We start from the raw sequence: 20,952 nt of genomic DNA on the forward strand, positions 1-20,952 counted from the left end.
AGCTGACAGATAAAATACCGAAATCGCCGTCACCGCATCTCTGGTGACTCATTGCTGGCGCATTCTTGTTAACCTGTGCGCTGTTTGTCAAAATCTCAACAATTACGCGTACTTATGGAATCCTGGAAGGTCAATCTTATCTCGGTCTGGTTCGGTTGTTTTTTCACCGGTCTTGCCATCAGCCAAATTCTGCCGTTCTTGCCGTTATATGTTGCGCAACTGGGCGTGACGTCCCATGAAGCGCTGTCGATGTGGTCAGGCTTAACGTTCAGTATCACCTTTCTGGTTTCGGCGATTGTTTCGCCCATGTGGGGCAGCCTGGCGGACCGGAAAGGGCGCAAACTGATGCTATTGCGCGCCTCGTTAGGGATGGCGATCGCGATTCTGTTACAGGCGTTTGCCACCAATGTCTGGCAGTTGTTGATCCTGCGCGGTGTGATGGGGCTGACGTCTGGCTATATTCCCAATGCGATGGCGCTGGTGGCTTCGCAGGTGCCGCGCGAGCGCAGCGGCTGGGCGCTAAGTACGCTCTCCACGGCGCAGATAAGCGGCGTGATTGGCGGGCCGCTGATGGGTGGTTTTCTCGCCGACCATGTGGGGCTGCGCATGGTGTTCCTTATCACGGCGATATTGCTGATCGTGAGTTTCCTCGTCACGCTGTTTTTAATTAAAGAGGGCGTCAGACCAACGGTGAAAAAGGGCGATCGCCTGAGCGGCAAGGCGGTGTTCTCTACCTTGCCGTACCCGGCGCTGGTCATCAGTTTGTTTATCACCACCATGGTGATTCAGCTGTGCAACGGCTCTATCGGCCCGATCCTGGCGCTGTTTATTCAATCTTTGTCACCGCATACCACTAACATTGCTTTTCTCAGCGGGCTTATCGCCGCTGTGCCCGGTGTCTCGGCGCTGATTTCCGCCCCGCGCCTCGGCAAATTGGGGGATCGCATTGGTACATCGCGCATTTTAATGGCGACGATGGCGGTGGCCGTGGTGCTGTTTTTCGCCATGTCGTTTGTCACGTCGCCGCTCCAGCTTGGGATCTTGCGCTTTATGTTGGGTTTTGCCGATGGCGCCATGCTGCCCGCCGTGCAGACGTTGCTACTGAAATACTCCAGCGATCAGGTCACCGGGCGTATTTTCGGGTACAACCAATCGTTTATGTATCTGGGAAATGTTGCCGGGCCGCTGATGGGAGCCACCGTATCCGCGATGGCGGGTTTCCGTTGGGTATTTGCCGCCACGGCCGTGGTGGTGTTTATTAATCTCTGGCAATTACTGCTGGCGTTTCGCCGGGTAAAACGCTAACGCAACAGGGCCGAAATAATATAAGTCTGCTTCGGCCTTACTATCGTTTTTTCTTATGCAAATAAGCCAGGCGCTTTTTTTTATTTATCGCTAAGCCACTCAAAGGATTTGCCATCGAAGCGGGAGAAACGTTTCGTTACCCCTGTTTTTTAAATGACTATTAAGCCTTGTGAGAAAATCCGCAAAAATAATACATGTATCTACTTTGCAACATCAAAACTCAATGCTAACGTCTTTGAAATCTCGTAAGGAAATAGCGCTATGAAAAATCTCATTGCAGAGTTATTGGTCAAGCTGGCAGAAAAAGAAGAAGAGTCGAAAGAACTGGTCGCTCAGGTTGAAGCGCTGGAAATCGTGGTGACCGCGCTGCTGCGCCAGATGGCGACGACGGAACAACAGGCGTTAATTCAGAGTATTGAAGGCGCGCTGGAAGAAGCCCGGCCGGGAACGCACGTTACCCATCAGGACGCGGAGTTGCTGCAACAGTACGTAAAAAAGCTTTTAAGGCACCCGCGCAGCTAAACCTCTGACGCGCTGCCTGCACTGTCATATCACTGTCATCTGCGCTACCTATAGTCGCTCTGTTTTATTTTCTTTAAGTATTTGTACATGGAGAATATTAAAGTGAAACAGAGCGCATTATTTCTTGCATTATTACCTCTGATGTTTACCCCTGCTATTTATGCCGAAACGACCTCGGCACCGGTTCTTGATAATCGTACTGCTCACGGCGATATTTCCACGCCTGGCGGTGCGCGCCGTTTAAGTGGTGACCAAACCGCTGCTCTGCGTGATTCCCTCATGGATAAGCCCGCCAAAAATATTATTTTGCTGATTGGCGATGGCATGGGGGATTCCGAAATTACCGCCGCGCGAAATTACGCCGAAGGGGCCGGTGGATTTTTTAAAGGTATTGACGCACTGCCGCTGACCGGCCAGTACACACACTATTCGCTGGACAAAAAAACCGGCAAGCCGGATTACGTCACCGATTCCGCCGCATCCGCCACGGCCTGGAGCACCGGCGTGAAAACCTATAACGGTGCGCTCGGCGTCGACATTCACGATAAAGATCACACCACCATTCTGGAGATGGCCAAAGCCGCTGGTCTGGCGACGGGCAACGTTTCCACTGCGGAACTGCAAGACGCTACGCCCGCCGCGCTGGTTTCTCACGTTATCTCACGCCGCTGCTACGGCCCGACGGTGACCAGTGAGAAGTGTGCGCTTAACGCGCTGGAGAAAGGCGGGAAAGGGTCGATTACCGAACAACTGCTGAACGCCCGCGCGGATGTCACTTTGGGCGGCGGCGCGAAAACCTTTAGCGAAACCGCGACCGCTGGTGAGTGGAAAGGGAAAACGCTGCGTGAACAGGCGCAGGCTCGCGGCTACCAGCTGGTCGGTGATGCCTCTTCGCTGGCGGCGATCAGCGAAGCTAACCAGGATAAACCGCTGCTGGGGCTGTTCTCTGACGGCAACATGCCGGTGCGCTGGGAAGGGCCAAAAGCCTCGCTGCACGGCAATATTGATAAACCTGCCGTGACCTGTACGCCCAACGCGAAACGCACCGACAGCATACCAACACTGGCGGCGATGACGGAAAAAGCTATTGATTTGCTCAGCAAAAATGAGAAAGGCTTCTTCCTGCAAGTGGAAGGCGCGTCGATCGATAAACAGGATCACGCGGCGAACCCGTGCGGTCAGATCGGCGAAACGGTTGATCTCGACGAAGCTGTGCAGAAAGCGCTGGAATTTGCCAAAAAAGATGGCAATACGCTGGTGATTGTGACGGCGGATCATGCCCACGCCAGCCAGATCATTCCGGCAGATACCAAAGCGCCAGGCTTAAGCCAGGCACTGAACACCAAAGACGGCGCGGTAATGGCCATCACTTACGGCAACTCGGAAGAGGAGTCGATGGAACATACCGGAACGCAGGTTCGCATCGCGGCTTACGGCCCGCATGCGGGCAACGTGGTGGGGCTGACAGATCAGACCGATCTGTTCTACACCATGAAAGCAGCGCTGAATCTGAAGTAACAGCCTCCCGGCGGTAAATCTTTGCTGCCGGGTGGTTTTTTCACCAATTAGTACCATCCTTAAAAGGCACATTAAGAGAAGGATGGTGCTATGAAAATAACATTACTGGTTACCCTCGTTTTCGGTCTGCTGTTTGTCACGGCGTTAAGCGCCGCCGAAAAAACACTGACCCCGCAACAACAACGTATGACCCTCTGCAATCAACAGGCGACGGCGCAAACCCTGGCGGGAGACGCCCGTAAGAAATACATGAGTGATTGCCTGAAAAACACCAAAACTGAGCCCGGACAAAAAAGCCTGACGCCGCAGCAGCAGCGGATGCGCGAATGTAATGCCCAGGCGACGCAACAATCCCTGAAAGGCGAAGATCGCAGTAAATTTATGAGCGGTTGCCTGAAAAAACCGCAATAACGCATCGGGTGAGCATCGCGTTTTGCTCACCCTCTTTTCGGAATTTGCCCCGTCTTTTTGCCCGCCCGCTAATCTCTGCCAGGCTTACTTTGTGAGCTTCGTTTTATTTTCCCTTTTCCTCGTGGTTGTGCGCTGTCTGGCGTTACGCCCGTTTTCGCAACACTGACACGGGAGCAAAGTGATGAACTATCAATACGTTACTGAACTGAATGCCTTGCCGGAAAGCCAACCGGTCAAAGTGGATGTCGCGGGCACCTCAATGATCCTTATCCGCACCGGGGCGAAAGTTCGCGCCTTTCAGAGTAAATGCCCGCACGCAGGCGGGCCGCTGGAGAAGGGCGCCGTGTGCGATGGCAAACTGGTCTGCCCCTGGCATAAAGCCGCGTTTGATATCACCAATGGCGAATGGCGTGAACCGCTGGCGCTGCAAAACCTCAAGCAGTATCCGGTGATGCTTGAGCAAAATCGTGTACTGGTGAACCCGCGTCCACTTTCTCCCGCCAGCCATTCGCTTATCCGTGGCGAGCGCCCGCAAACCGCCGTGATCCTGGGAACAGGTGCCGCTGGCAGTGCGGCGGCGATAACGCTGCGTGACGCCGGGTTTAACGGTCACCTGGTGTTGATCGATAAAGAAGATGATGCGCCCTACGATCGCACTGCGCTGAGCAAATTCGTTCCGGCGGGAAAAATGAAAATTAGTGACGTTCCCCACTTGCTGGACAGCGCCTTTTACAGCCAGCCCGGCGTCGAAAGCCTGCGTGAAGAGGTGGCGAATATTGATTGCTACGCTCACCAGCTTACGCTTGCCGGTGGCCGACAGATCGCTTTCGACAAACTACTGCTGGCCACCGGTGGCCAGCCAGTATGGCCAGATATTCCCGGCAACCACCTGGCGGGTGTGCATGTGCTGCGTGGTATCCACCAGGCTGAGCGTCTGCTCAATGAAGTCGAACAGGAGCAGCAACTGGTAGTGATCGGTAATAGTTTTATCGCCATGGAACTGGCGGCGGCGCTGCGTAATCAGGATATCGACGTGACGGTGTTATCGCGCCATGCGCTGCCGTTTGTACCGCAGTTCGGTGAAGAGGTGGGGCGGTATTTTATGGATCTGCATAAACAGAACGGCGTGAAGTTTGTTACCGGCGAACCGGCGGCGCTGGAGGGGAACGGCCATGTGCAGAGCGTAACGTTAAAAGATGGCCGTTCCGTACCAGCACACGTAGTGGTATTTGCCACGGGTGTGCAGCCGGTGACCGATATGGCACACGATCTGCCTCATGAAAAAGATGGCAGCCTGACGGTGGATGAAACCTTGAGCGCGGCACCGGATGTCTGGGCGGTAGGGGATATCGCCAGCTACCCGGCCCCGGAAGGGCGTCGTCGCATTGAACACTGGCGTGTGGCGCAGCAGCAGGGACGCCTCGCCGCGCTGAATATGCTGGGTGAACGGCACACCTTTGATCGGGTGCCCTTTTTCTGGACGACCCACTTTGGTAACCGCTTTGAATATCTCGGTTACACCCGTGAGTGGGACAGTATGAAAATGCTGGGATCGTTTGATAATAAACGTTTTGCCGTGCTCTACGGCGAAGAAGGCGTACTGAAAGCGGTGCTGAGCTGCGGCGAGTACAGTGAAACGGCGGGCTTACTGCTGAAAATGCAGCAACCGATTAGCATGCATGCCGCCAGCGAAATGCTGGCCTGAGAAATCGCGCCACGCGACATCGCGTGGCGCATTAGTTAGCTACTCATTTTGTCAGACTTCGCCATACACGCGGCAATCGCTTCGATCACCGCAGAGCGGAATCCTTTCTCTTCCAGCACTTTTACCGCTTCAATGGTGGTGCCGCCAGGCGAACAGACCATATCTTTAAGCTCGCCCGGATGCTTGCCACTTTCCAGCACCATTTTTGCCGAGCCCATCACCGCCTGTGCGGCAAATTTATAGGCCTGCGCGCGCGGCATCCCGCCCAGCACAGCGGCATCGGCCATCGCTTCGATAAACATAAACACATATGCCGGTGCGGAGCCGCTGACGCCAACCACCGGGTGGATCATCGGTTCGGCAATCACTTCCGCTTCACCAAAGCAGCGGAAGATATTCAGCACATCGGCGGTATCTTCCGGCGTGACCAGCGCGTTAGGCGTCACAGAGGTCATGCCCGCATTCACCAGCGACGGGGTGTTGGGCATGGCGCGGACGATTTTTCGGTCGTGGCCGAGCGCGCGCGCTAACTGATCAAGCGTAACGCCGGCGGCGATGGAGACCACCAGCGTCTCTTTGTTCAGGCTGGAGGCGATATCGTTAAGCACTTTAGCCATAATGTTCGGTTTGACAGCGCCAAAGACGATATCGGCAATCTGCGCCACTTCCTGCGCGCTTTGCGCGGCGTTCACGCCAAACTGGTCATGCAGGGCAGCCACTTTCTCCGGCGACGGGGTATACACCCAGATTTGCCCCGGCAGCACCTGACCGCTGGCAAGCAGGCCGCCAACAATCGCTTTTCCCATGTTACCGCAGCCGATAAAACCGATTTTCTTCTCCATCACATCCGTCTCTCTGCTTGTAAATGTTTGTGCGATATAGCTTAACGTGGATTGGCGGCGAGGGCGAAAGGATCTCTCCTTTCCCCGACAGGAAATTAAAGCGACAATGCGCCAAAACCAGAAAGGAGTAACGATGGCGATTTGGGTTGATGCGGACGCCTGTCCGAACGTAATCAAAGAGATTTTATTCCGTGCCGCCGAGCGCACACAGACGCCGTTAACGCTGGTGGCGAACCAAAACCTGCGTGTGCCGCCGTCGCGGGTGATCCGCTCCATCAGAGTGCCTGCCGGTTTTGATGTCGCCGATAATGAAATTGTCCGGCTGTGCGAAGCCGGTGATTTGGTGATAACGGCGGATATTCCGCTGGCGGCGGAAGTGCTGGCAAAAGGCGCGGCGGCGCTGAACCCGCGCGGTGAACGCTATAGCGAGGCAACCATTCGCGAAAAGCTGACGATGCGCGATTTTATGGATACCCTGCGCAGCAGCGGTATTCAAACCGGTGGCCCGGACAGCCTGTCACAGCGGGATCGCCAGCAGTTCGCCGCCGAGCTGGATAAGTGGTTGCTGGCCGACAAGCGCCGCCAGAGCGAGTAAATTCTGCACATCCCCGTTTGATATGTTACTGTTTGCCGCCTTGCGGGCTTGCCAGCCTGTGTTACATTCAGTAAGGTTGCCGCGACACGTGATGCCATAGAATCTTTACAGATGAAACCCAGATTAACTCTGGTTTCGCTTGAAGTTTTTATCGGCGCGGACATAAAAGTGTAACGTTAATTTTACGATGAATTTCGTACTAGTTTGGTGATATCATCGCTGTCTTATTTTCCGTCCTGCACTGTGCAGGACCCGGAGGGAACACCTGCTCATGACGCTCCCCATTTTTCTTATCGGCGCACGTGGTTGCGGTAAAACGACAGTTGGTCGGACGCTGGCGCTGGCGCAGGGATGCCAGTTTATCGATACCGATTACTGGTTGCAGGAAAATGCCCAACAGACCATCGCAGCGATTGTTGAACAGGAAGGGTGGGACGGATTTCGCGCACGGGAAACCGCAGCGCTGGAAGCGGTTAGCGCGCCATCACGCGTGGTGGCGACCGGCGGCGGGATTATTCTTCGCGAATACAACCGCCGTTTTATGCGTGAACACGGCGTGGTGATTTATCTCTGCGCGCCGGTCGATGTGCTGGCTGACCGGCTGGAGGCTTTTCCCCAGGAGGGGCAACGCCCGACGCTAACCGGTAAGCCCATCAGCGAAGAGGTCAGTGAAGTGCTGGCGCAGCGCGATGCGTTGTACCGTGAAGCTGCGCATTATGTAGTGGATGCAGCGCAGTCGCCGGATAAGGTGGTGTCTGATATTGAAGCGGCATTGCAACTGGCGCGCGCCAGTTAGCGAAACGTTTGTCTATACTTATTGCTCGACCCGCAAAATGAGGAAGAGCTATGCCGACCAAACCGCCATATCCGCGTGAAGCCCGTGTTGTCGCCGTTGAAAAAGGTGCGAATGGCCCGACAGTGACCTGGTATGAACTGCGCGCCGACCATCCGAAACCGGATACCTTAATTAGTGAACACCCCACCGAGCAGGAAGCTCTGGACGCCAAACGGCGTTATGAAGATCCGGACAAAAGCTAAGCCGCATCTTGCAGGCTGGATGATTTCCTGAACATTACAAAAAAGGATCTATGTCACGTTTTTAAACTGGCTGAATAATAGCCAGCGGTTACTCTTTTATGGTTACTGGAATTTATATGAACACAGGAGTGGCATGTTCTCTTTACACAACAGCCGTCAAAACGGCGTGATCGAGAGCGAATAAGAACAAGCAGTGATGAAAGGCGGAAAGTAGAAAATGAGCGCGACCTTGGCGATCCTCACCATCGGTGTGGTGCCGGTAAAAGAGATTTTCCCGCTCCTCGCGGAGCACGTTTCAGAAGAGCAGATCACCCATCTCAGCCTGCTGGGTAAAATGGATCCGGATGAGGTGCGACGTGAATACGCCGTTGGTGCCGGGGAGCACGCCATTCCCACTCGATTAAGCGATGACAGCCTCGGGATGGTTTCCCGCGAGAAAGTGGAGCGCGATCTGCAAGGTATCATCGAGGTGCTGGATAACCAGGGTTACGATGTCATTTTGCTGATGAGTACCGCTGATATTCGCGGTTTTGTTGCGCGTAACGCGATTTTGCTTGAGCCGCAGCGCATTATTCCGCCGCTGGTCGCTTCCATTGTCGACGGGCATCAGGTGGGCGTGATGGTGCCCATTCCCGAACTGATGGCGCAGCAAAAGAAAAAATGGCAAGTACTGGAAAATGAACCTTACTACGTGCTGGCCCATCCTTACCTGGCGACAGAACAGGAATTAATTGCCGCGGGTAAAGAGCTTATTGAGCGCGGTGCGGATGTGCTGATGCTGGATTGTCTTGGTTTCCATCAATATCACCGCGATTTGCTGCAAAAAGCGCTGGATGTGCCCGTTTTATTATCGAACGTGCTGGCCGCGCGGCTGGCATCTGAACTGCTGGTTTAGGCCAGCAACCGTGTGAATTTCTCGTGACAGAAGCAAAGCCCGGCCTCTATAGTGTTTTTCCATACATTTTCTTTATAAGGGCCAGTTCATGCTTCAAAGTAACGAATACTTTTCCGGTAAAGTGAAATCCATTGGTTTTACCAGCAGCAGCACTGGCCGTGCCAGCGTTGGGGTCATGGCGGAAGGGGAATACACTTTCAGCACCGCGCAGCCGGAAGAGATGACGGTAGTAAGCGGCGCGCTGAATGTACTGCTGCCGGGCGAAACCGAATGGAAAGCTTACGCCGCGGGTGAAGTGTTCAACGTACCTGGCCATAGCGAATTTCATTTGCAGGTGGCGGAACCGAGTTCTTACCTCTGCCGTTACCTGTAATGCAAAACGCCCGGAAAACCCGGGCGTTTGTCTGTGGGGAAAAGGTTAGCGCTGCGCTTCGCCGCCTAAGCCTTCCACCAGGTTTTGAATCAGCGCCGCCAGCTCGCCGGTCATCAGAATAAAATCGGCATCGAAACGCTGGGCAAAATCTTCGCGATCGATATCTTCGTTCTGATCGCGCAGCTCATCGCAGAATTTCAGGCGTTTTACGGAACCGTCATCGCACATCAGGAACTGGATACGCTGCTGCCAGTCGAGCGCCAGCTTAGTGACCACTTTGCCCGCCTCAATGTGTACGGCGATTTCATCGCTCACCAGATCCTGTTTTTTCGCACGGATCACGCCGCCATCTTCCAGCATCGCTTTCAGCTCTGCTTCATCCAGCAACTGGAAACCCTGCGCTACCGTACCGGAACGCACCCATTCGGTCAGCGTCAGTTCGATAGGATTTTCCATCGCCAGCGGTACGACCGGCAGCGAACCGAGGCTTTTACGCAGCAGCGCCAGCGTGTCTTCCGCTTTTTTGGCGCTGGCGCAGTCGACCATAATCAGACCATTCACGGTGTCGATCCACATCATGGTCTGGCTGAAACGGCTGAACGCACGCGGCAGCAAGGAGTGCAGCACTTCGTCTTTCAGCGAATCTTTTTCGGTTTTTTTCAGCTTGCGACCCTGCTCGGCTTCAAGACGGGAAATTTTTGCTTCCAGCGCTTGTTTGACTACCGGCGTCGGCAGAATTTTTTCTTCTTTACGCGCACAGATAATAATCTGACCGTTGTTGCTATGGGTCAGCGCGTCGCTGTGTGAACCCATCGGTGGAACCCATCCGGTTTTCGCCATATCCTGACTACCGCATGGAGTAAACGATAGTGGGGCAAGCTGTTTTTCCATCTCTTCCGCACGCAGCGCAACATCGCGGCTGAGACGGTATACCATTAAATTTTTGAACCACAGCATGATTTTTTCCACGGCCTTGTCGTTAAATGCAGCGGGCATGATAGCGAATTGTCGCCGCCGTTGCATTGCTAATGCGTGGTCCACTATGAGGAGTTTGATGTGCGTATCGGTATCGACTTAGGTGGTACAAAAACAGAAATCATTGCGCTGGGCGAACAGGGCGAAGAGTTGTTTCGCCACCGCCAGGCCACGCCGCGTGACTATTGGCAAACCATTGAGCTAATCGCTTCGTTGGTGGATCTCACGGAAAAAGAGACCGGGCAGCGCGGCACGGTAGGCATGGGCATTCCCGGTTCGATTTCGCCCTACACCGGTGTGGTGAAAAATGCCAATTCAACCTGGTTGAACGGTAAACCGTTCGATAAGGATTTGAGCCAGCGGTTAAACCGCGAAGTGCGGCTGGCAAACGACGCCAACTGCCTGGCGGTTTCCGAGGCGGTGGACGGCGCGGCAGCCGGTGCGCAAACGGTGTTCGCGGTGATTATCGGCACCGGCTGCGGTTCCGGCGTCGCGCTTAACGGCCACGCACACATTGGCGGTAACGGCACCGCAGGCGAGTGGGGTCACAATCCGCTGCCGTGGATGGATGAGGATGAGCTACGCTACCGCACCGAAGTCCCCTGTTATTGCGGCAAGCAGGGCTGTATTGAAACCTTTATTTCCGGCACCGGCTTTGCCACGGATTATCAGCGGCTTAGCGGCAAGGCGCTCAAAGGTCATGAAATCATGCGGCTGGTAGACGAGCAGGACGCGGTGGCGGAACTGGCGATCGGCCGGTACGAGCTGCGGCTGGCAAAATCACTGGCGCATGTGGTGAACATTCTTGACCCGGATGTGATTGTGCTGGGCGGCGGCATGAGTAATGTCGAGCGGCTTTACCAGACCGTACCGGTTCTGCTGCGCAACTGGGTATTTGGCGGTGAGTGCGAAACGCCGATCCGCAAAGCGCTGCACGGCGATTCCAGCGGTGTACGCGGCGCGGCATGGCTGTGGCCGCAGGGCGAATAAACAACAAGGGCGCGGTTGAACGCGCCCTTGTTTTTAACTCACCGCGAATTTCCCGTCGAGTTTGCTGTAGCCCAGCCCGTTAATTTTCTTCACTTTGATCTGCACCGGGATGCGCTCTTTCATCGCTTCCACATGGCTAATCACGCCGATGGTTTTGCCGCTGGCGTTCAGCGCGTCAAGGGCATCCAGCGCCGTATCCAGCGTTTCACTGTCCAGCGTGCCAAAACCTTCATCGAGGAACAGCGAGTCGATGCGGGTTTTATGGCTCACCAAATCGGAGAGCGCCAGCGCCAGTGCCAGGCTGACCAGGAAGCTCTCGCCGCCGGAAAGGGTGCGCGTATCGCGTACCGCGTCCGCCTGCCAGGTGTCCACCACCTCCAGCTCCAGGGCGTCGCTCTCCTTGCGTTTCAGCAGATAACGACCATGCAGGCGATTAAGCTGGTTGTTCGCCAGCCAGACGAGGTTATCCAGCGTTAAACCTTGGGCGAATTTGCGGAATTTATCCCCCTCTCTGGAGCCGATAAGCGCGTTCAGATGTCCCCAGTCGTCATACAGCACGCTGGCATGCGCCATCTCCTGCAATACGTTTTGCTGGCGCTTGCGGTTATCTTCGTCCTGTTTCAGCTGTTGGCGGAATTCACCCTGACGAGTGGTGTTTTCCCGAAGCTGGCGCGAAATAGCCTCCAGCGCCAGGCCAATGCTTTCAACCGTGGCATCCGGAGCGAGTGCCACAGGCGGCTGTGCCTGGTGCGCATTTAGCGCCTGTTCAGCGCTGTTCGCTAGTGCCTGTTTCTGCTGGCATTCGCTGTCGAGCTTCTGGCGTAACTGCTCAAGGCGCTGGCGTTCAGGCTCGGTGAGCAGGGCGTCGAGAAAGGCCTGATGATCGGCGAAAACGCTTTTCCCCAGCGCATCGGCAAATTGTTGCTCCAGCGCGGCTGCGGTTTGCTCCTCTTGCGCCAGTTGCTGGTGCAGAGTTTGCCACTGGCTTTGCAGCGCAAGACAGGCATCGTGTACTTTCCGCCAGCCTTCCAGCGCTACTGTCTGCCCATCGCAGGCGGTGTCGCTTTCCGGTAGCGTCTCAAGGATCGGCGTGAGCTGCGCCATCTTTTCGTGCAGCGCACTGAGCTGCTGCTGTTGGTGTTGCCATTGTTCGGCTTCCTGCGTGCGCGCCGCCAGCCACGGCTCCTCTTCGCCTTCCGCTGGCAGGGTCAGATCCAGCTGCTGCAGTGTGGTCGCCAGTTTTTCACGGCGGGCAACCACAGCGTGTTGATACTGCTCGCTTTGTTGATGAAGTTCGCGGATTTGCAACTGCAGTGTCTGGCGCTGGTTTAGCAAGTAAAGCTGATGTTCATAAGCATCCTGCGCGCTTTGCCAACTGGTAAGCTCGCGATGCGGCTCCAGCGTGACGCTGAGCGCGGCACAGGCTTTTGCCCACTCCTGCAACCAGTTTTGCTCCTCTTGTTGCAGGTTTTTCACTTCGCGCTCATCTTTTTCGTAGCGTTCAGCCAACCCTTTCAGCCGCTCGCCAAGCGCAACGCCATCCTCTTTGACCTGGCGCACTTCCAGATCCAGCGCGCTGCGCCGTGCCTGATTGACGCCTGGCTCAAGGGTTTGATAATGCGCGATCGCCGGATGTTCGGTTGCGCCACACAGCGGGCAAGGGTGACCCGGTTGCAGACGCGCGCGCTCGCTTTCCAGATCTTTGATGCGGTTTTCCAGCTCGCAAATGGTTGTGACTTCCGTCAGCAGCTGGTTTTTCTCTTTATACAGCTCGCGTTTGCGCGCCAGTTCAGCGCTGATCTTTTCCTGCTCGGCGCGTAAATCAAGCAAGCTCTGCTGGCGCTGCGCCAGCTGTTTGCGCAGCGGAGCAAAACGGGCATGCAGGGCGGTAAGTTGCTGGCGCAGCGGGCGGTTTTGCGCGCACAACGCCATTGCCGCAGCCGTCTCTTCCGCGCTCATTGCCAGTGTCGATTCAGGCAAGGTGCGCAGTTTCGCCTCGTGAGTCTGCACACGCTGTTGCAGTCCGAGCCACTGTTTTTTCTCTTCTTCCAGCTGGTTGAACAACGCGCGCCAGCCGGTTAATTCGTTCTGCCAGCGCTCAAAACGGGCATTCTCAGCAAGCCAGCTTTCCAGCGTTTTCTGCGTTTTCTGCAATGTTGAATGCTGCTGCTGGGCGCTAAAACGAATGCGTGCGCGCTGTAACAGGCTGGCATGTAAGCGAGTATTTACTTCTTCGCTTTGTGCGCGGGTGCGAACCAGCGCTTTACGCTGCTCCTCAAGCCGATCCCATAGCGGGCGCAATTGCAGCGCCGGTTGCGCACGTTCCAGCGCCGCTAATTGCGGCTGGGCACCGGCCAGCGCTTGCTGAGCCTGTACCAGTGCGGCCTGCGCACGTCCGCGCGCGGCGCGTAACTCCGCGTCGCGGTTCAGCCAGTTGGCCTGCGCCTGTATGTCGCGCTGCCCTGCCAGCAAACGTTGCTCTTCGTCAGTAAGCGCCTGCAAACGTTGCGCAAGCTGCTGGCGCTGCTCATCACTAAGCAGTTCCACGCCTTTTGCCTGCGCCTGCAACTGCTCCAGCCGGGTTTTCGCCGCTTTGTGTTTTTCAAACACCATGGCGGAAATCTGGCCGTAAATCTCGGTGCCGGTCAGCTCTTCGAGCAACTCGGCGCGTTCGCGCGGTTTCGCATTGAGGAATGCGGCAAACTGCCCCTGCGACAGCAGCATAGAACGGGTAAAGCGGCCATAATCCAGCCCGGTCAGTGAGGCGGTAAGATCAAGCTTATCTTTCACTTTATCGGCAAGGATTTTGCCATCGGCGCAGGCCGCCAGCTCAACGCGCGGGGCTTGCAGGTTGCCATCCGGCAGCCCGCGGGCGCGGCTCTGGCTCCAGAACGCGCGGTAGGCGACGCCTTTCACTTCAAACTCCACCTCGGCCAGGCAGTCGGCCGTATCGCGGGTCATTAAATCGTTTTGCGATTGCGAAAGGGTGCTCAGGCGCGGTGTTTCGTGGTACAGCGCCAGGCAGATAGCGTCGAGCAGTGTGGTTTTCCCCGCGCCGGTCGCGCCGGTAATGGCGAATAAACCGTTACTGGCAAACGGCTCTTCGGTGAAGTCTATTTTCCATTCACCTTTCAGCGAGTTCAGGTTTTTTAGCCGCAGGCTCAGGATTTTCATGCTTCATTCTCCTCATCCAACGCCTGGCGCGCTTCGCTAAACAACGTGTGTAACCGTGCATTTTGTGTGTCGTCGAGTTCTGCCAGCGCAAGGCGGCGGGCGAACACCTCTTCCACTTTTAATTCGTTTAAGGTTTCGCGTAACTCGCCGGAAAGAATTCGTTCGCGCTGCTCGCGGCTGCGGCGCACCAGCAGCACTTCGACCGGCAAATCTTCGGTTACCAGCTGGATTTTGCGTTGCATATCCGCCAGATATTCATGGCTTTCGATTTCAATATCCAGCCAGACGGGTGGCTCTGCGGGGGCATTGCGCCACTGTTCTAACTGACGGCAGATTTCAGCGAAATCGCCTTTGATCACTGCTAACGGTTGGGTTGCCGGCACCTCCAGCGCCGTGACATCGGCGAGCTTACCTTCGGCGAATGTCACCAGATTGACGCTTTTGCTTTTCCCGGTTTCATCAAAGCTCAACGCAATGGGCGAACCGCAGTAGCGGATGTGCTCAAGGCCGCCAATCTTCTGCGCGCGATGAATATGGCCGAGCGCGAGGTAATCCACAGGGGGAAAATTTTGTGCAGGGAAGGCGTCTAACGTGCCGATATAAATATCACGCACCGCGTCACTTTTACTGGCACCCACCGTGGTTAAATGGCCACTGGCGATAATCGGCAGTGGGTTGTCACCGCGCAGTTCACAGGCCTCAGTAAATTGTTGTTGATAGTAATCGGTGATCGCCGCCAGTAAATGCTGCTGTTTTTGTTGCCCGGAAAGCCCCGCCTGGCTAACGGTAATGTCGCGCGGGCGTAAAAACGGCACCGGGCAAAATACCGCGCCGGGTTTGCCATCGCGGCGTTTTAGCAGGAATGGTCTGGTACCTGCACTGGCCACCACGGTGGTTTTCAGGTAGGCGAGGATCTCTTTTGATTCATTCAGCGTGGCCACGGAATCGTGGTTTCCTGCCAGCACGATAAGCTGGCAGCCCGTCTGCTGGAGTTTGACCACAAAGCGGTTGTAAAGCTCGCGGGCGTAGCTTGGCGGGGAACCGGTATCAAAAATATCGCCTGCGACAATAATGGCATCCACCTGATGCGTTTCGGCGGCGGCGAGCAGCCAGTCGAGAAAAGCGTCATGTTCGGCGGCGCGGTTTTTACTGTAGAAGTTTTGACCCAGATGCCAGTCTGAAGTGTGAATGATGCGCATAGCGGTTCCATGGCGAAAAAGCGTAAAGCAGATTATAAACATTAAGCAGATGAGGGACATAACCGAACGCAAATTTGCGTTGTCACACGGCCACCGGGCGGGTCATATAGCGGTCATCTTATTCATAAATCTGTCATAAAACTGACGCATAATGGCGCCGCTACATATACTGACGACTTAATTAAAACAGGGCGAATTATGGCGAGACGAATTCTGGTCGTAGAAGATGAAGCACCAATCCGTGAAATGGTGTGCTTCGTGCTCGAGCAAAATGGTTTTCAACCGGTGGAAGCTGAAGATTATGACAGCGCGGTGAACCAACTTAACGAACCCTGGCCCGACCTGGTTTTACTGGACTGGATGCTGCCTGGCGGTTCTGGCATTCAGTTTATTAAACATCTTAAACGTGAAGCGATGACCCGTGATATTCCGGTGATGATGCTGACCGCGCGCGGGGAGGAAGAGGATCGCGTTCGCGGTCTGGAAACGGGGGCGGACGATTACATTACCAAGCCATTTTCACCGAAAGAGCTGGTCGCGCGTATTAAAGCCGTGATGCGCCGTATTTCACCGATGGCGGTGGAAGAGGTGATTGAAATGCAGGGGCTGAGCCTCGATCCTTCCTCACACCGCGTGATGACCGGTGAAAATCCGCTGGATATGGGACCGACAGAGTTTAAACTCTTACACTTCTTTATGACTCACCCGGAACGTGTTTATAGCCGCGAACAGCTGCTGAACCACGTATGGGGAACCAACGTTTACGTTGAAGACAGAACCGTGGACGTGCATATTCGCCGTCTGCGCAAAGCGCTGGAACACAGCGGCCACGATCGTATGGTGCAAACAGTGCGCGGCACGGGATATCGTTTTTCGACCCGTTTCTGAAATTTGACAGGAGTGTGACGCGTGCTGGAACGGCTGTCATGGAAAAGGCTGGTGCTGGAGCTCCTCCTTTGTTGTATCCCCGCCTTTATTCTCGGCGCGATTTTCGGTTACCTGCCTTGGTTTTTGTTCGCCGCGGTAACCGGGTTGCTGATCTGGCATTTCTGGAATTTACTGCGTCTTTCCTGGTGGTTATGGGTCGATAAAAGCATGACGCCGCCGCCGGGAACCGGAAGCTGGGAGCCGCTACTTTACGGGCTACACCAGATGCAGATGCGTAACAAAAAGCGCCGCCGCGAACTGGGAAATTTGATCAAACGCTTTCGCAGCGGTGCGGAATCGCTGCCGGATGCGGTGATCCTCACCACGGAAGAAGGGGCGATTTTCTGGTGTAACGGTCTCGCGCAGCAGATGCTGGGGCTGCGCTGGCCGGACGATAATGGCCAGAATATCCTTAACTTGCTGCGCTACCCCGAATTTACGAAATACATCAGGAACCAGGAGTTTGGCCGACCTCTGCACCTGGTACTAAATAATGGGCGGCATCTTGAGATTCGCGTCATGCCCTACAGCGAGCAACAACTGCTGATGGTGGCGCGCGATGTGACGCAAATGCACCAGCTGGAAGGCGCGCGGCGTAACTTTTTCGCTAACGTCAGCCATGAACTGCGCACCCCGTTAACGGTGCTGCAGGGCTACCTGGAAATGATGCAGGAGCAAACGCTGGAAGGGGCGCCGCGCGAAAAAGCGTTGCACACCATGCGTGAACAAACGTCGCGGATGGAAGGGCTGGTGCGTCAGCTACTCACGCTGTCGAAAATCGAAGCCGCACCGACGCTACCCCCTAACGAGACCATTGATGTACCGATGATGCTGCGGGTTGTCGAACGGGAAGCGCAAACTCTCAGCCAGCAAAAACACACGTTCACGTTTGACGTGGATAACACGCTCAAAGTGCTCGGGAACGAGGAGCAGCTGCGTAGCGCAATCTCTAATCTGGTGTATAACGCCGTCAACCACACGCCAGCGGGCACACATGTTATTGTGCGCTGGCAGCATGTACCGCAGGGCGCCGAATTTAGCGTGGAAGATAACGGACCGGGCATTGCCGCAGAACATATTCCGCGCCTGACTGAACGTTTCTACCGGGTGGATAAAGCCCGCTCGCGGCAAACCGGCGGCAGCGGTCTTGGATTGGCGATTGTCAAACACGCGGTAAATCACCACGAAAGCCGCCTTGATATCGTCAGCGAGCCGGGCAAGGGCACTCGCTTTAGCTTTGTCCTGCCGGAACGTCTGGTTGCCAAAAAAGCCGCTTCCTGAAGGCGCTGTCAGCATATCTTTCCAGCGGCCTGCGAAAACAGGCCGCTTTCCCGCGCCGTCTACCACAGCTGAAACGTATTTTGTACGTCTGCTGCTTTTTTGTTCGCATGATCAGCCATGTGTTTTTCCTATAAATGGAGTATTTGACTGCCTGTTTTTTGCAATGCAGCATAACCATCTGGTTTTGCGATCCCACCTTGCCTTTAAACGTTATAAGCGTTTAAATTGCGCCCCATACATTGTCAGACCGACTGTGTTTACGTGGTAAATCGAAAAACTATTCTTCGCCACGTTGTACATAAAGCATTTCCCGCTGATTTTTCACGCAATTGGCGTTTTATTGTTCGGTCGGGAAAGGCCAATAATTCATCACTTTACGACACCACATCCACAGGCAGTAAAACTTATGACCCATCACTTAAAACCACGAGACATAGTCGCTCTGGGCTTTATGACCTTTGCCCTCTTCGTAGGCGCAGGTAACATCATTTTTCCTCCGATGGTCGGCTTACAGGCGGGTGAACACGTCTGGACGGCGGCGTTTGGCTTTCTGATTACCGCTGTGGGTTTGCCGGTGCTCACCGTTGTCGCGCTGGCGAAAGTGGGTGGTGGCGTCGATAGCCTGAGCACGCCGATTGGTAAAGTGGCGGGTGTTCTGCTGGCGACGGTTTGCTATCTGGCAGTTGGGCCACTGTTTGCGACGCCGCGTACGGCAACCGTCTCGTTTGAAGTCGGGATTGCACCGCTGACTGGCGAAGGCGCAATGCCGCTGCTGATTTACAGCGTGGTTTACTTCGCGCTGGTGATCCTGGTGTCGCTCTATCCGGGCAAACTGCTTGATACCGTGGGTAACTTCCTTGCCCCGTTGAAAATCATCGCGCTGACTATCCTCTCGATCGCCGCGATTGTCTGGCCGGCGGGTTCCATCAGCCATGCGCTGGACGCCTACCAGAACGCCTCTTTCTCCAACGGTTTCGTCAACGGCTACCTGACGATGGACACCCTGGGTGCGATGGTTTTCGGCATTGTGATTGTCAACGCGGCGCGTTCGCGCGGCGTGACCGAAGCGCGTCTGCTGACCCGTTACACCGTTTGGGCTGGCCTGATGGCGGGCGTGGGTCTGACGCTGCTTTATCTGGCGCTGTTCCACCTGGGTTCAGACAGCTCTTCGCTGGTTGATCAGTCTGCCAACGGTGCCGCCATTCTGCATGCTTACGTTCAGCACACTTTCGGCGGTGCGGGCAGCTTCCTGCTGGCGGCGCTGATTTTCATCGCCTGCCTGGTGACGGCGGTTGGCCTGACCTGCGCCTGTGCCGAGTTTTTCGCGCAGTATCTGCCGCTCTCTTATCGTGCGCTGGTGTTTATTCTGGGTATCTTCTCGATGGCGGTGTCCAACCTCGGGTTGAGCCACCTGATTCAGATTTCGATTCCGGTGCTGACGATGATCTACCCGCCCTGTATCGTACTGGTGGTGCTGAGTTTTACCCGCTCCTTCTGGAACAGTTCAACACGCGTTATCGCACCGACCATGTTTATCAGCCTGCTTTTTGGTATCCTTGACGGCGTGAAAGCCTCCGCGTTTGCTGAACACCTTCCTGCCTGGACACAGCGCTTGCCGCTGGCGGAGCAGGGACTGGCCTGGTTGATGCCGGGTCTGGTGATGGTGATTCTGGCCGCAATCTGGGATCGCGCCGCCGGACGGCAAGTGACTTCCAGCGCGCATTAACAGCAGCAAACACGGTTTGTTTAACCACGGGGTACGCGCTCCGTGGTTTTTTATTTTTGTGTTGAATAATGGCAGTGGAAACGATGGAAAGTACTAATAAGCTGAAGCGTGGGCTAAGCACCCGCCACATTCGCTTTATGGCGCTGGGTTCAGCGATTGGCACCGGGCTGTTTTACGGCTCCGCAGACGCCATCAAAATGGCCGGGCCAAGCGTGCTGCTGGCTTACATTATTGGCGGTGTCGCCGCGTATATCATTATGCGTGCGCTGGGCGAAATGTCCGTGCATAACCCTTCTGCCAGCTCCTTCTCTCGCTACGCGCAGGAAAACCTCGGCCCGCTGGCTGGTTATATCACCGGCTGGACCTACTGTTTTGAAATCCTGATTGTCGCCATTGCCGATGTGACCGCTTTCGGCATCTATATGGGCGTCTGGTTCCCGACGGTGCCGCACTGGATTTGGGTGTTGAGCGTGGTGCTGATTATCTGCGCCATTAACCTGATGAGCGTGAAGGTGTTCGGCGAACTGGAATTCTGGTTCTCGTTCTTCAAAGTCGCCACGATCATCATCATGATTGTCGCCGGTTTCGGCATCATCATCTGGGGCATTGGCAACGGTGGCGAACCGACCGGCATCAGCAACTTGTGGAGCCAAGGCGGCTTCTTCAGCAATGGCTGGCTCGGCACGGTGATGGCGCTGCAAATGGTGATGTTCGCCTACGGCGGTATTGAAATCATCGGTATCACCGCCGGTGAAGCGAAAGATCCGGAAAAGTCGATCCCGCGCGCCATTAATTCAGTGCCGCTGCGCATACTGGTGTTCTACGTCGGGACGCTGTTCGTGATTATGTCCATTTATCCGTGGAACCAGGTAGGAACAGACGGCAGCCCGTTTGTGCTGACCTTCCAGCATATGGGCATCACCTTTGCCGCCAGCATTCTTAACTTTGTGGTACTGACCGCCTCGCTTTCCGCTATCAACAGCGACGTGTTTGGTGTCGGGCGTATGCTGCACGGCATGGCCGAGCAGGGAAGCGCGCCGAAGATGTTCGCCAAAACCTCGCGCCGCGGTATTCCGTGGGTAACGGTAATGGTGATGACGGTCGCGCTGCTGCTGGCGGTCTATCTGAACTACATCATGCCGGAAAATGTCTTCCTGGTGATTGCTTCGCTGGCGACCTTCGCCACGGTGTGGGTGTGGATCATGATCCTGCTCTCGCAGATTGGTTTCCGTCGCCGCCTCTCCGCTGATGAAGTGAAAGCGCTGAAATTCAAAGTCCCGGGCGGTGTGGCCACTACCGTTGCCGGGCTGATTTTCCTCGTGTTTATTATCGCGCTGATTGGCTGGCACCCGGACACCCGCATCTCGCTGTATGTCGGTTTCGCGTGGATTGTGCTGCTGCTGATTGGCTGGATGTTTAAACGCCGCAAAGCCTGATAACCAACCGTGCCGGATAAGCGGTATGCTTATCCGGCAG

The 20,952-nt window shown here is 55.5% G+C and carries 19 protein-coding genes; 15 read left to right on the forward strand and 4 right to left on the reverse strand.

Annotated features, from left to right (window positions below):
- The first annotated feature begins 114 nt into the window (after positions 1-114).
- The 5 genes from DFO56_RS15855 to DFO56_RS15875 all read left to right on the forward strand — a co-directional run bounded on the left by DFO56_RS15855 (position 115) and on the right by DFO56_RS15875 (position 5,461).
- Positions 115-1,305, forward strand: coding sequence for a multidrug efflux MFS transporter (locus DFO56_RS15855; protein ID WP_045509319.1), 1,191 nt, complete (start codon positions 115-117; stop codon positions 1,303-1,305).
- Between the two features lie 261 nt (positions 1,306-1,566).
- A complete protein-coding gene (gene iraP, locus DFO56_RS15860; protein ID WP_017458820.1) occupies positions 1,567-1,827 on the forward strand; it encodes an anti-adapter protein IraP in 261 nt (86 codons plus the stop codon).
- An 87-nt stretch (positions 1,828-1,914) separates the two neighbouring features.
- Complete coding sequence (phoA, locus tag DFO56_RS15865; RefSeq protein ID WP_045509317.1) at positions 1,915-3,345, forward strand: alkaline phosphatase; 1,431 nt, start codon at positions 1,915-1,917, stop codon at positions 3,343-3,345.
- A gap of 90 nt (positions 3,346-3,435) precedes the next feature.
- Positions 3,436-3,756 carry a phosphate starvation-inducible protein PsiF gene (psiF, locus tag DFO56_RS15870; RefSeq protein WP_020456720.1) on the forward strand — a complete coding sequence of 107 codons (321 nt, stop codon included), beginning with the start codon at positions 3,436-3,438 and terminating at the stop codon, positions 3,754-3,756.
- A gap of 181 nt (positions 3,757-3,937) precedes the next feature.
- Positions 3,938-5,461 carry an FAD-dependent oxidoreductase gene (locus tag DFO56_RS15875; RefSeq protein ID WP_045509315.1) on the forward strand — a complete coding sequence of 508 codons (1,524 nt, stop codon included), beginning with the start codon at positions 3,938-3,940 and terminating at the stop codon, positions 5,459-5,461.
- A 35-nt stretch (positions 5,462-5,496) separates the two neighbouring features.
- Here the strand turns inward: DFO56_RS15875 and proC are convergent, their stop codons facing one another.
- Complete coding sequence (proC, locus tag DFO56_RS15880; RefSeq protein ID WP_045509311.1) at positions 5,497-6,303, reverse strand: pyrroline-5-carboxylate reductase; 807 nt, start codon at positions 6,301-6,303, stop codon at positions 5,497-5,499.
- Positions 6,304-6,436: 133 nt separating this feature from the next.
- On the opposite strand from proC, the gene DFO56_RS15885 reads away from it, so the two are divergent.
- The 5 genes from DFO56_RS15885 (at position 6,437) to ppnP (ending at position 9,204) form a co-directional block, all read left to right on the forward strand.
- Positions 6,437-6,898, forward strand: coding sequence for a YaiI/YqxD family protein (locus DFO56_RS15885; RefSeq protein ID WP_020456723.1), 462 nt, complete (start codon positions 6,437-6,439; stop codon positions 6,896-6,898).
- A 271-nt stretch (positions 6,899-7,169) separates the two neighbouring features.
- Positions 7,170-7,694, forward strand: a complete 525-nt coding sequence (aroL, locus tag DFO56_RS15890) for a shikimate kinase AroL (RefSeq protein WP_045509308.1) — start codon at positions 7,170-7,172, stop codon at positions 7,692-7,694.
- Between the two features lie 50 nt (positions 7,695-7,744).
- Positions 7,745-7,936, forward strand: a complete 192-nt coding sequence (yaiA, locus tag DFO56_RS15895; RefSeq protein ID WP_017458827.1) for a protein YaiA — start codon at positions 7,745-7,747, stop codon at positions 7,934-7,936.
- Between the two features lie 217 nt (positions 7,937-8,153).
- A complete protein-coding gene (locus DFO56_RS15900) occupies positions 8,154-8,831 on the forward strand; it encodes an AroM family protein (RefSeq protein ID WP_020456725.1) in 678 nt (225 codons plus the stop codon).
- 88 nt (positions 8,832-8,919) lie between these two features.
- Positions 8,920-9,204, forward strand: coding sequence for a pyrimidine/purine nucleoside phosphorylase (ppnP, locus tag DFO56_RS15905; protein WP_017458829.1), 285 nt, complete (start codon positions 8,920-8,922; stop codon positions 9,202-9,204).
- 45 nt (positions 9,205-9,249) lie between these two features.
- Here the strand turns inward: ppnP and rdgC are convergent, their stop codons facing one another.
- A complete protein-coding gene (gene rdgC / locus DFO56_RS15910) occupies positions 9,250-10,161 on the reverse strand; it encodes a recombination-associated protein RdgC (protein ID WP_044489799.1) in 912 nt (303 codons plus the stop codon).
- 99 nt (positions 10,162-10,260) lie between these two features.
- Between rdgC and mak the strand changes: the two genes are divergently transcribed.
- Positions 10,261-11,169 (forward strand): fructokinase, encoded by a 909-nt coding sequence (gene mak / locus DFO56_RS15915; RefSeq protein WP_045509305.1) that lies wholly within the window; start codon positions 10,261-10,263, stop codon positions 11,167-11,169.
- A 33-nt stretch (positions 11,170-11,202) separates the two neighbouring features.
- Here the strand turns inward: mak and sbcC are convergent, their stop codons facing one another.
- Entirely contained in the window at positions 11,203-14,343 is a 3,141-nt protein-coding gene (gene sbcC, locus DFO56_RS15920) for an exonuclease subunit SbcC (RefSeq protein ID WP_045509301.1), read from the reverse strand.
- Positions 14,340-15,542: an exonuclease subunit SbcD gene (gene sbcD, locus DFO56_RS15925; RefSeq protein WP_045509298.1), complete on the reverse strand. Its 1,203-nt coding sequence runs from the start codon at positions 15,540-15,542 to the stop codon at positions 14,340-14,342. The genes sbcC and sbcD overlap by 4 nt, the downstream gene beginning before the upstream one ends.
- 198 nt (positions 15,543-15,740) lie before the next feature.
- Here sbcD and phoB point away from each other — a divergent pair, with 198 nt between their 5' ends.
- From phoB to proY, 4 genes are all read left to right on the forward strand, one after another.
- Positions 15,741-16,430, forward strand: a complete 690-nt coding sequence (phoB, locus tag DFO56_RS15930) for a phosphate response regulator transcription factor PhoB (RefSeq protein ID WP_007373472.1) — start codon at positions 15,741-15,743, stop codon at positions 16,428-16,430.
- A 21-nt stretch (positions 16,431-16,451) separates the two neighbouring features.
- The gene (phoR, locus tag DFO56_RS15935) at positions 16,452-17,750 is read left to right on the forward strand and encodes a phosphate regulon sensor histidine kinase PhoR (RefSeq protein ID WP_020456730.1); all 1,299 of its coding nucleotides are present in this window, start codon (positions 16,452-16,454) and stop codon (positions 17,748-17,750) included.
- 406 nt (positions 17,751-18,156) lie between these two features.
- On the forward strand, positions 18,157-19,476 hold the full coding sequence (gene brnQ / locus DFO56_RS15940) for a branched-chain amino acid transporter carrier protein BrnQ (RefSeq protein ID WP_044489577.1): 1,320 nt from the start codon (positions 18,157-18,159) through the stop codon (positions 19,474-19,476).
- An 83-nt stretch (positions 19,477-19,559) separates the two neighbouring features.
- A complete protein-coding gene (gene proY, locus DFO56_RS15945) occupies positions 19,560-20,912 on the forward strand; it encodes a proline-specific permease ProY (protein ID WP_045509295.1) in 1,353 nt (450 codons plus the stop codon).
- The last annotated feature ends 40 nt before the right edge of the window (positions 20,913-20,952 follow it).

This window comes from Kosakonia sp. AG348, assembly GCF_003337365.1.
Classification (GTDB): Bacteria; Pseudomonadota; Gammaproteobacteria; order Enterobacterales; family Enterobacteriaceae; genus Kosakonia.

Excerpts from the sequence above, each read along its gene's own strand:
- DFO56_RS15855 (WP_045509319.1), top strand. The coding sequence starts at position 115 with ATGGAATCCTGGAAGGTCAATCTTATCTCGGTCTGGTTCGGTTGTTTT.
- iraP (WP_017458820.1), top strand. The coding sequence starts at position 1,567 with ATGAAAAATCTCATTGCAGAGTTATTGGTCAAGCTGGCAGAAAAAGAA.
- phoA (WP_045509317.1), top strand. The coding sequence starts at position 1,915 with ATGGAGAATATTAAAGTGAAACAGAGCGCATTATTTCTTGCATTATTA.
- psiF (WP_020456720.1), top strand. The coding sequence starts at position 3,436 with ATGAAAATAACATTACTGGTTACCCTCGTTTTCGGTCTGCTGTTTGTC.
- DFO56_RS15875 (WP_045509315.1), top strand. The coding sequence starts at position 3,938 with ATGAACTATCAATACGTTACTGAACTGAATGCCTTGCCGGAAAGCCAA.
- proC (WP_045509311.1), bottom strand. The coding sequence starts at position 6,303 with ATGGAGAAGAAAATCGGTTTTATCGGCTGCGGTAACATGGGAAAAGCG.
- DFO56_RS15885 (WP_020456723.1), top strand. The coding sequence starts at position 6,437 with ATGGCGATTTGGGTTGATGCGGACGCCTGTCCGAACGTAATCAAAGAG.
- aroL (WP_045509308.1), top strand. The coding sequence starts at position 7,170 with ATGACGCTCCCCATTTTTCTTATCGGCGCACGTGGTTGCGGTAAAACG.
- yaiA (WP_017458827.1), top strand. The coding sequence starts at position 7,745 with ATGCCGACCAAACCGCCATATCCGCGTGAAGCCCGTGTTGTCGCCGTT.
- DFO56_RS15900 (WP_020456725.1), top strand. The coding sequence starts at position 8,154 with ATGAGCGCGACCTTGGCGATCCTCACCATCGGTGTGGTGCCGGTAAAA.
- ppnP (WP_017458829.1), top strand. The coding sequence starts at position 8,920 with ATGCTTCAAAGTAACGAATACTTTTCCGGTAAAGTGAAATCCATTGGT.
- rdgC (WP_044489799.1), bottom strand. The coding sequence starts at position 10,161 with ATGCTGTGGTTCAAAAATTTAATGGTATACCGTCTCAGCCGCGATGTT.
- sbcC (WP_045509301.1), bottom strand. The coding sequence starts at position 14,343 with ATGAAAATCCTGAGCCTGCGGCTAAAAAACCTGAACTCGCTGAAAGGT.
- sbcD (WP_045509298.1), bottom strand. The coding sequence starts at position 15,542 with ATGCGCATCATTCACACTTCAGACTGGCATCTGGGTCAAAACTTCTAC.
- phoB (WP_007373472.1), top strand. The coding sequence starts at position 15,741 with ATGGCGAGACGAATTCTGGTCGTAGAAGATGAAGCACCAATCCGTGAA.
- brnQ (WP_044489577.1), top strand. The coding sequence starts at position 18,157 with ATGACCCATCACTTAAAACCACGAGACATAGTCGCTCTGGGCTTTATG.
- proY (WP_045509295.1), top strand. The coding sequence starts at position 19,560 with ATGGAAAGTACTAATAAGCTGAAGCGTGGGCTAAGCACCCGCCACATT.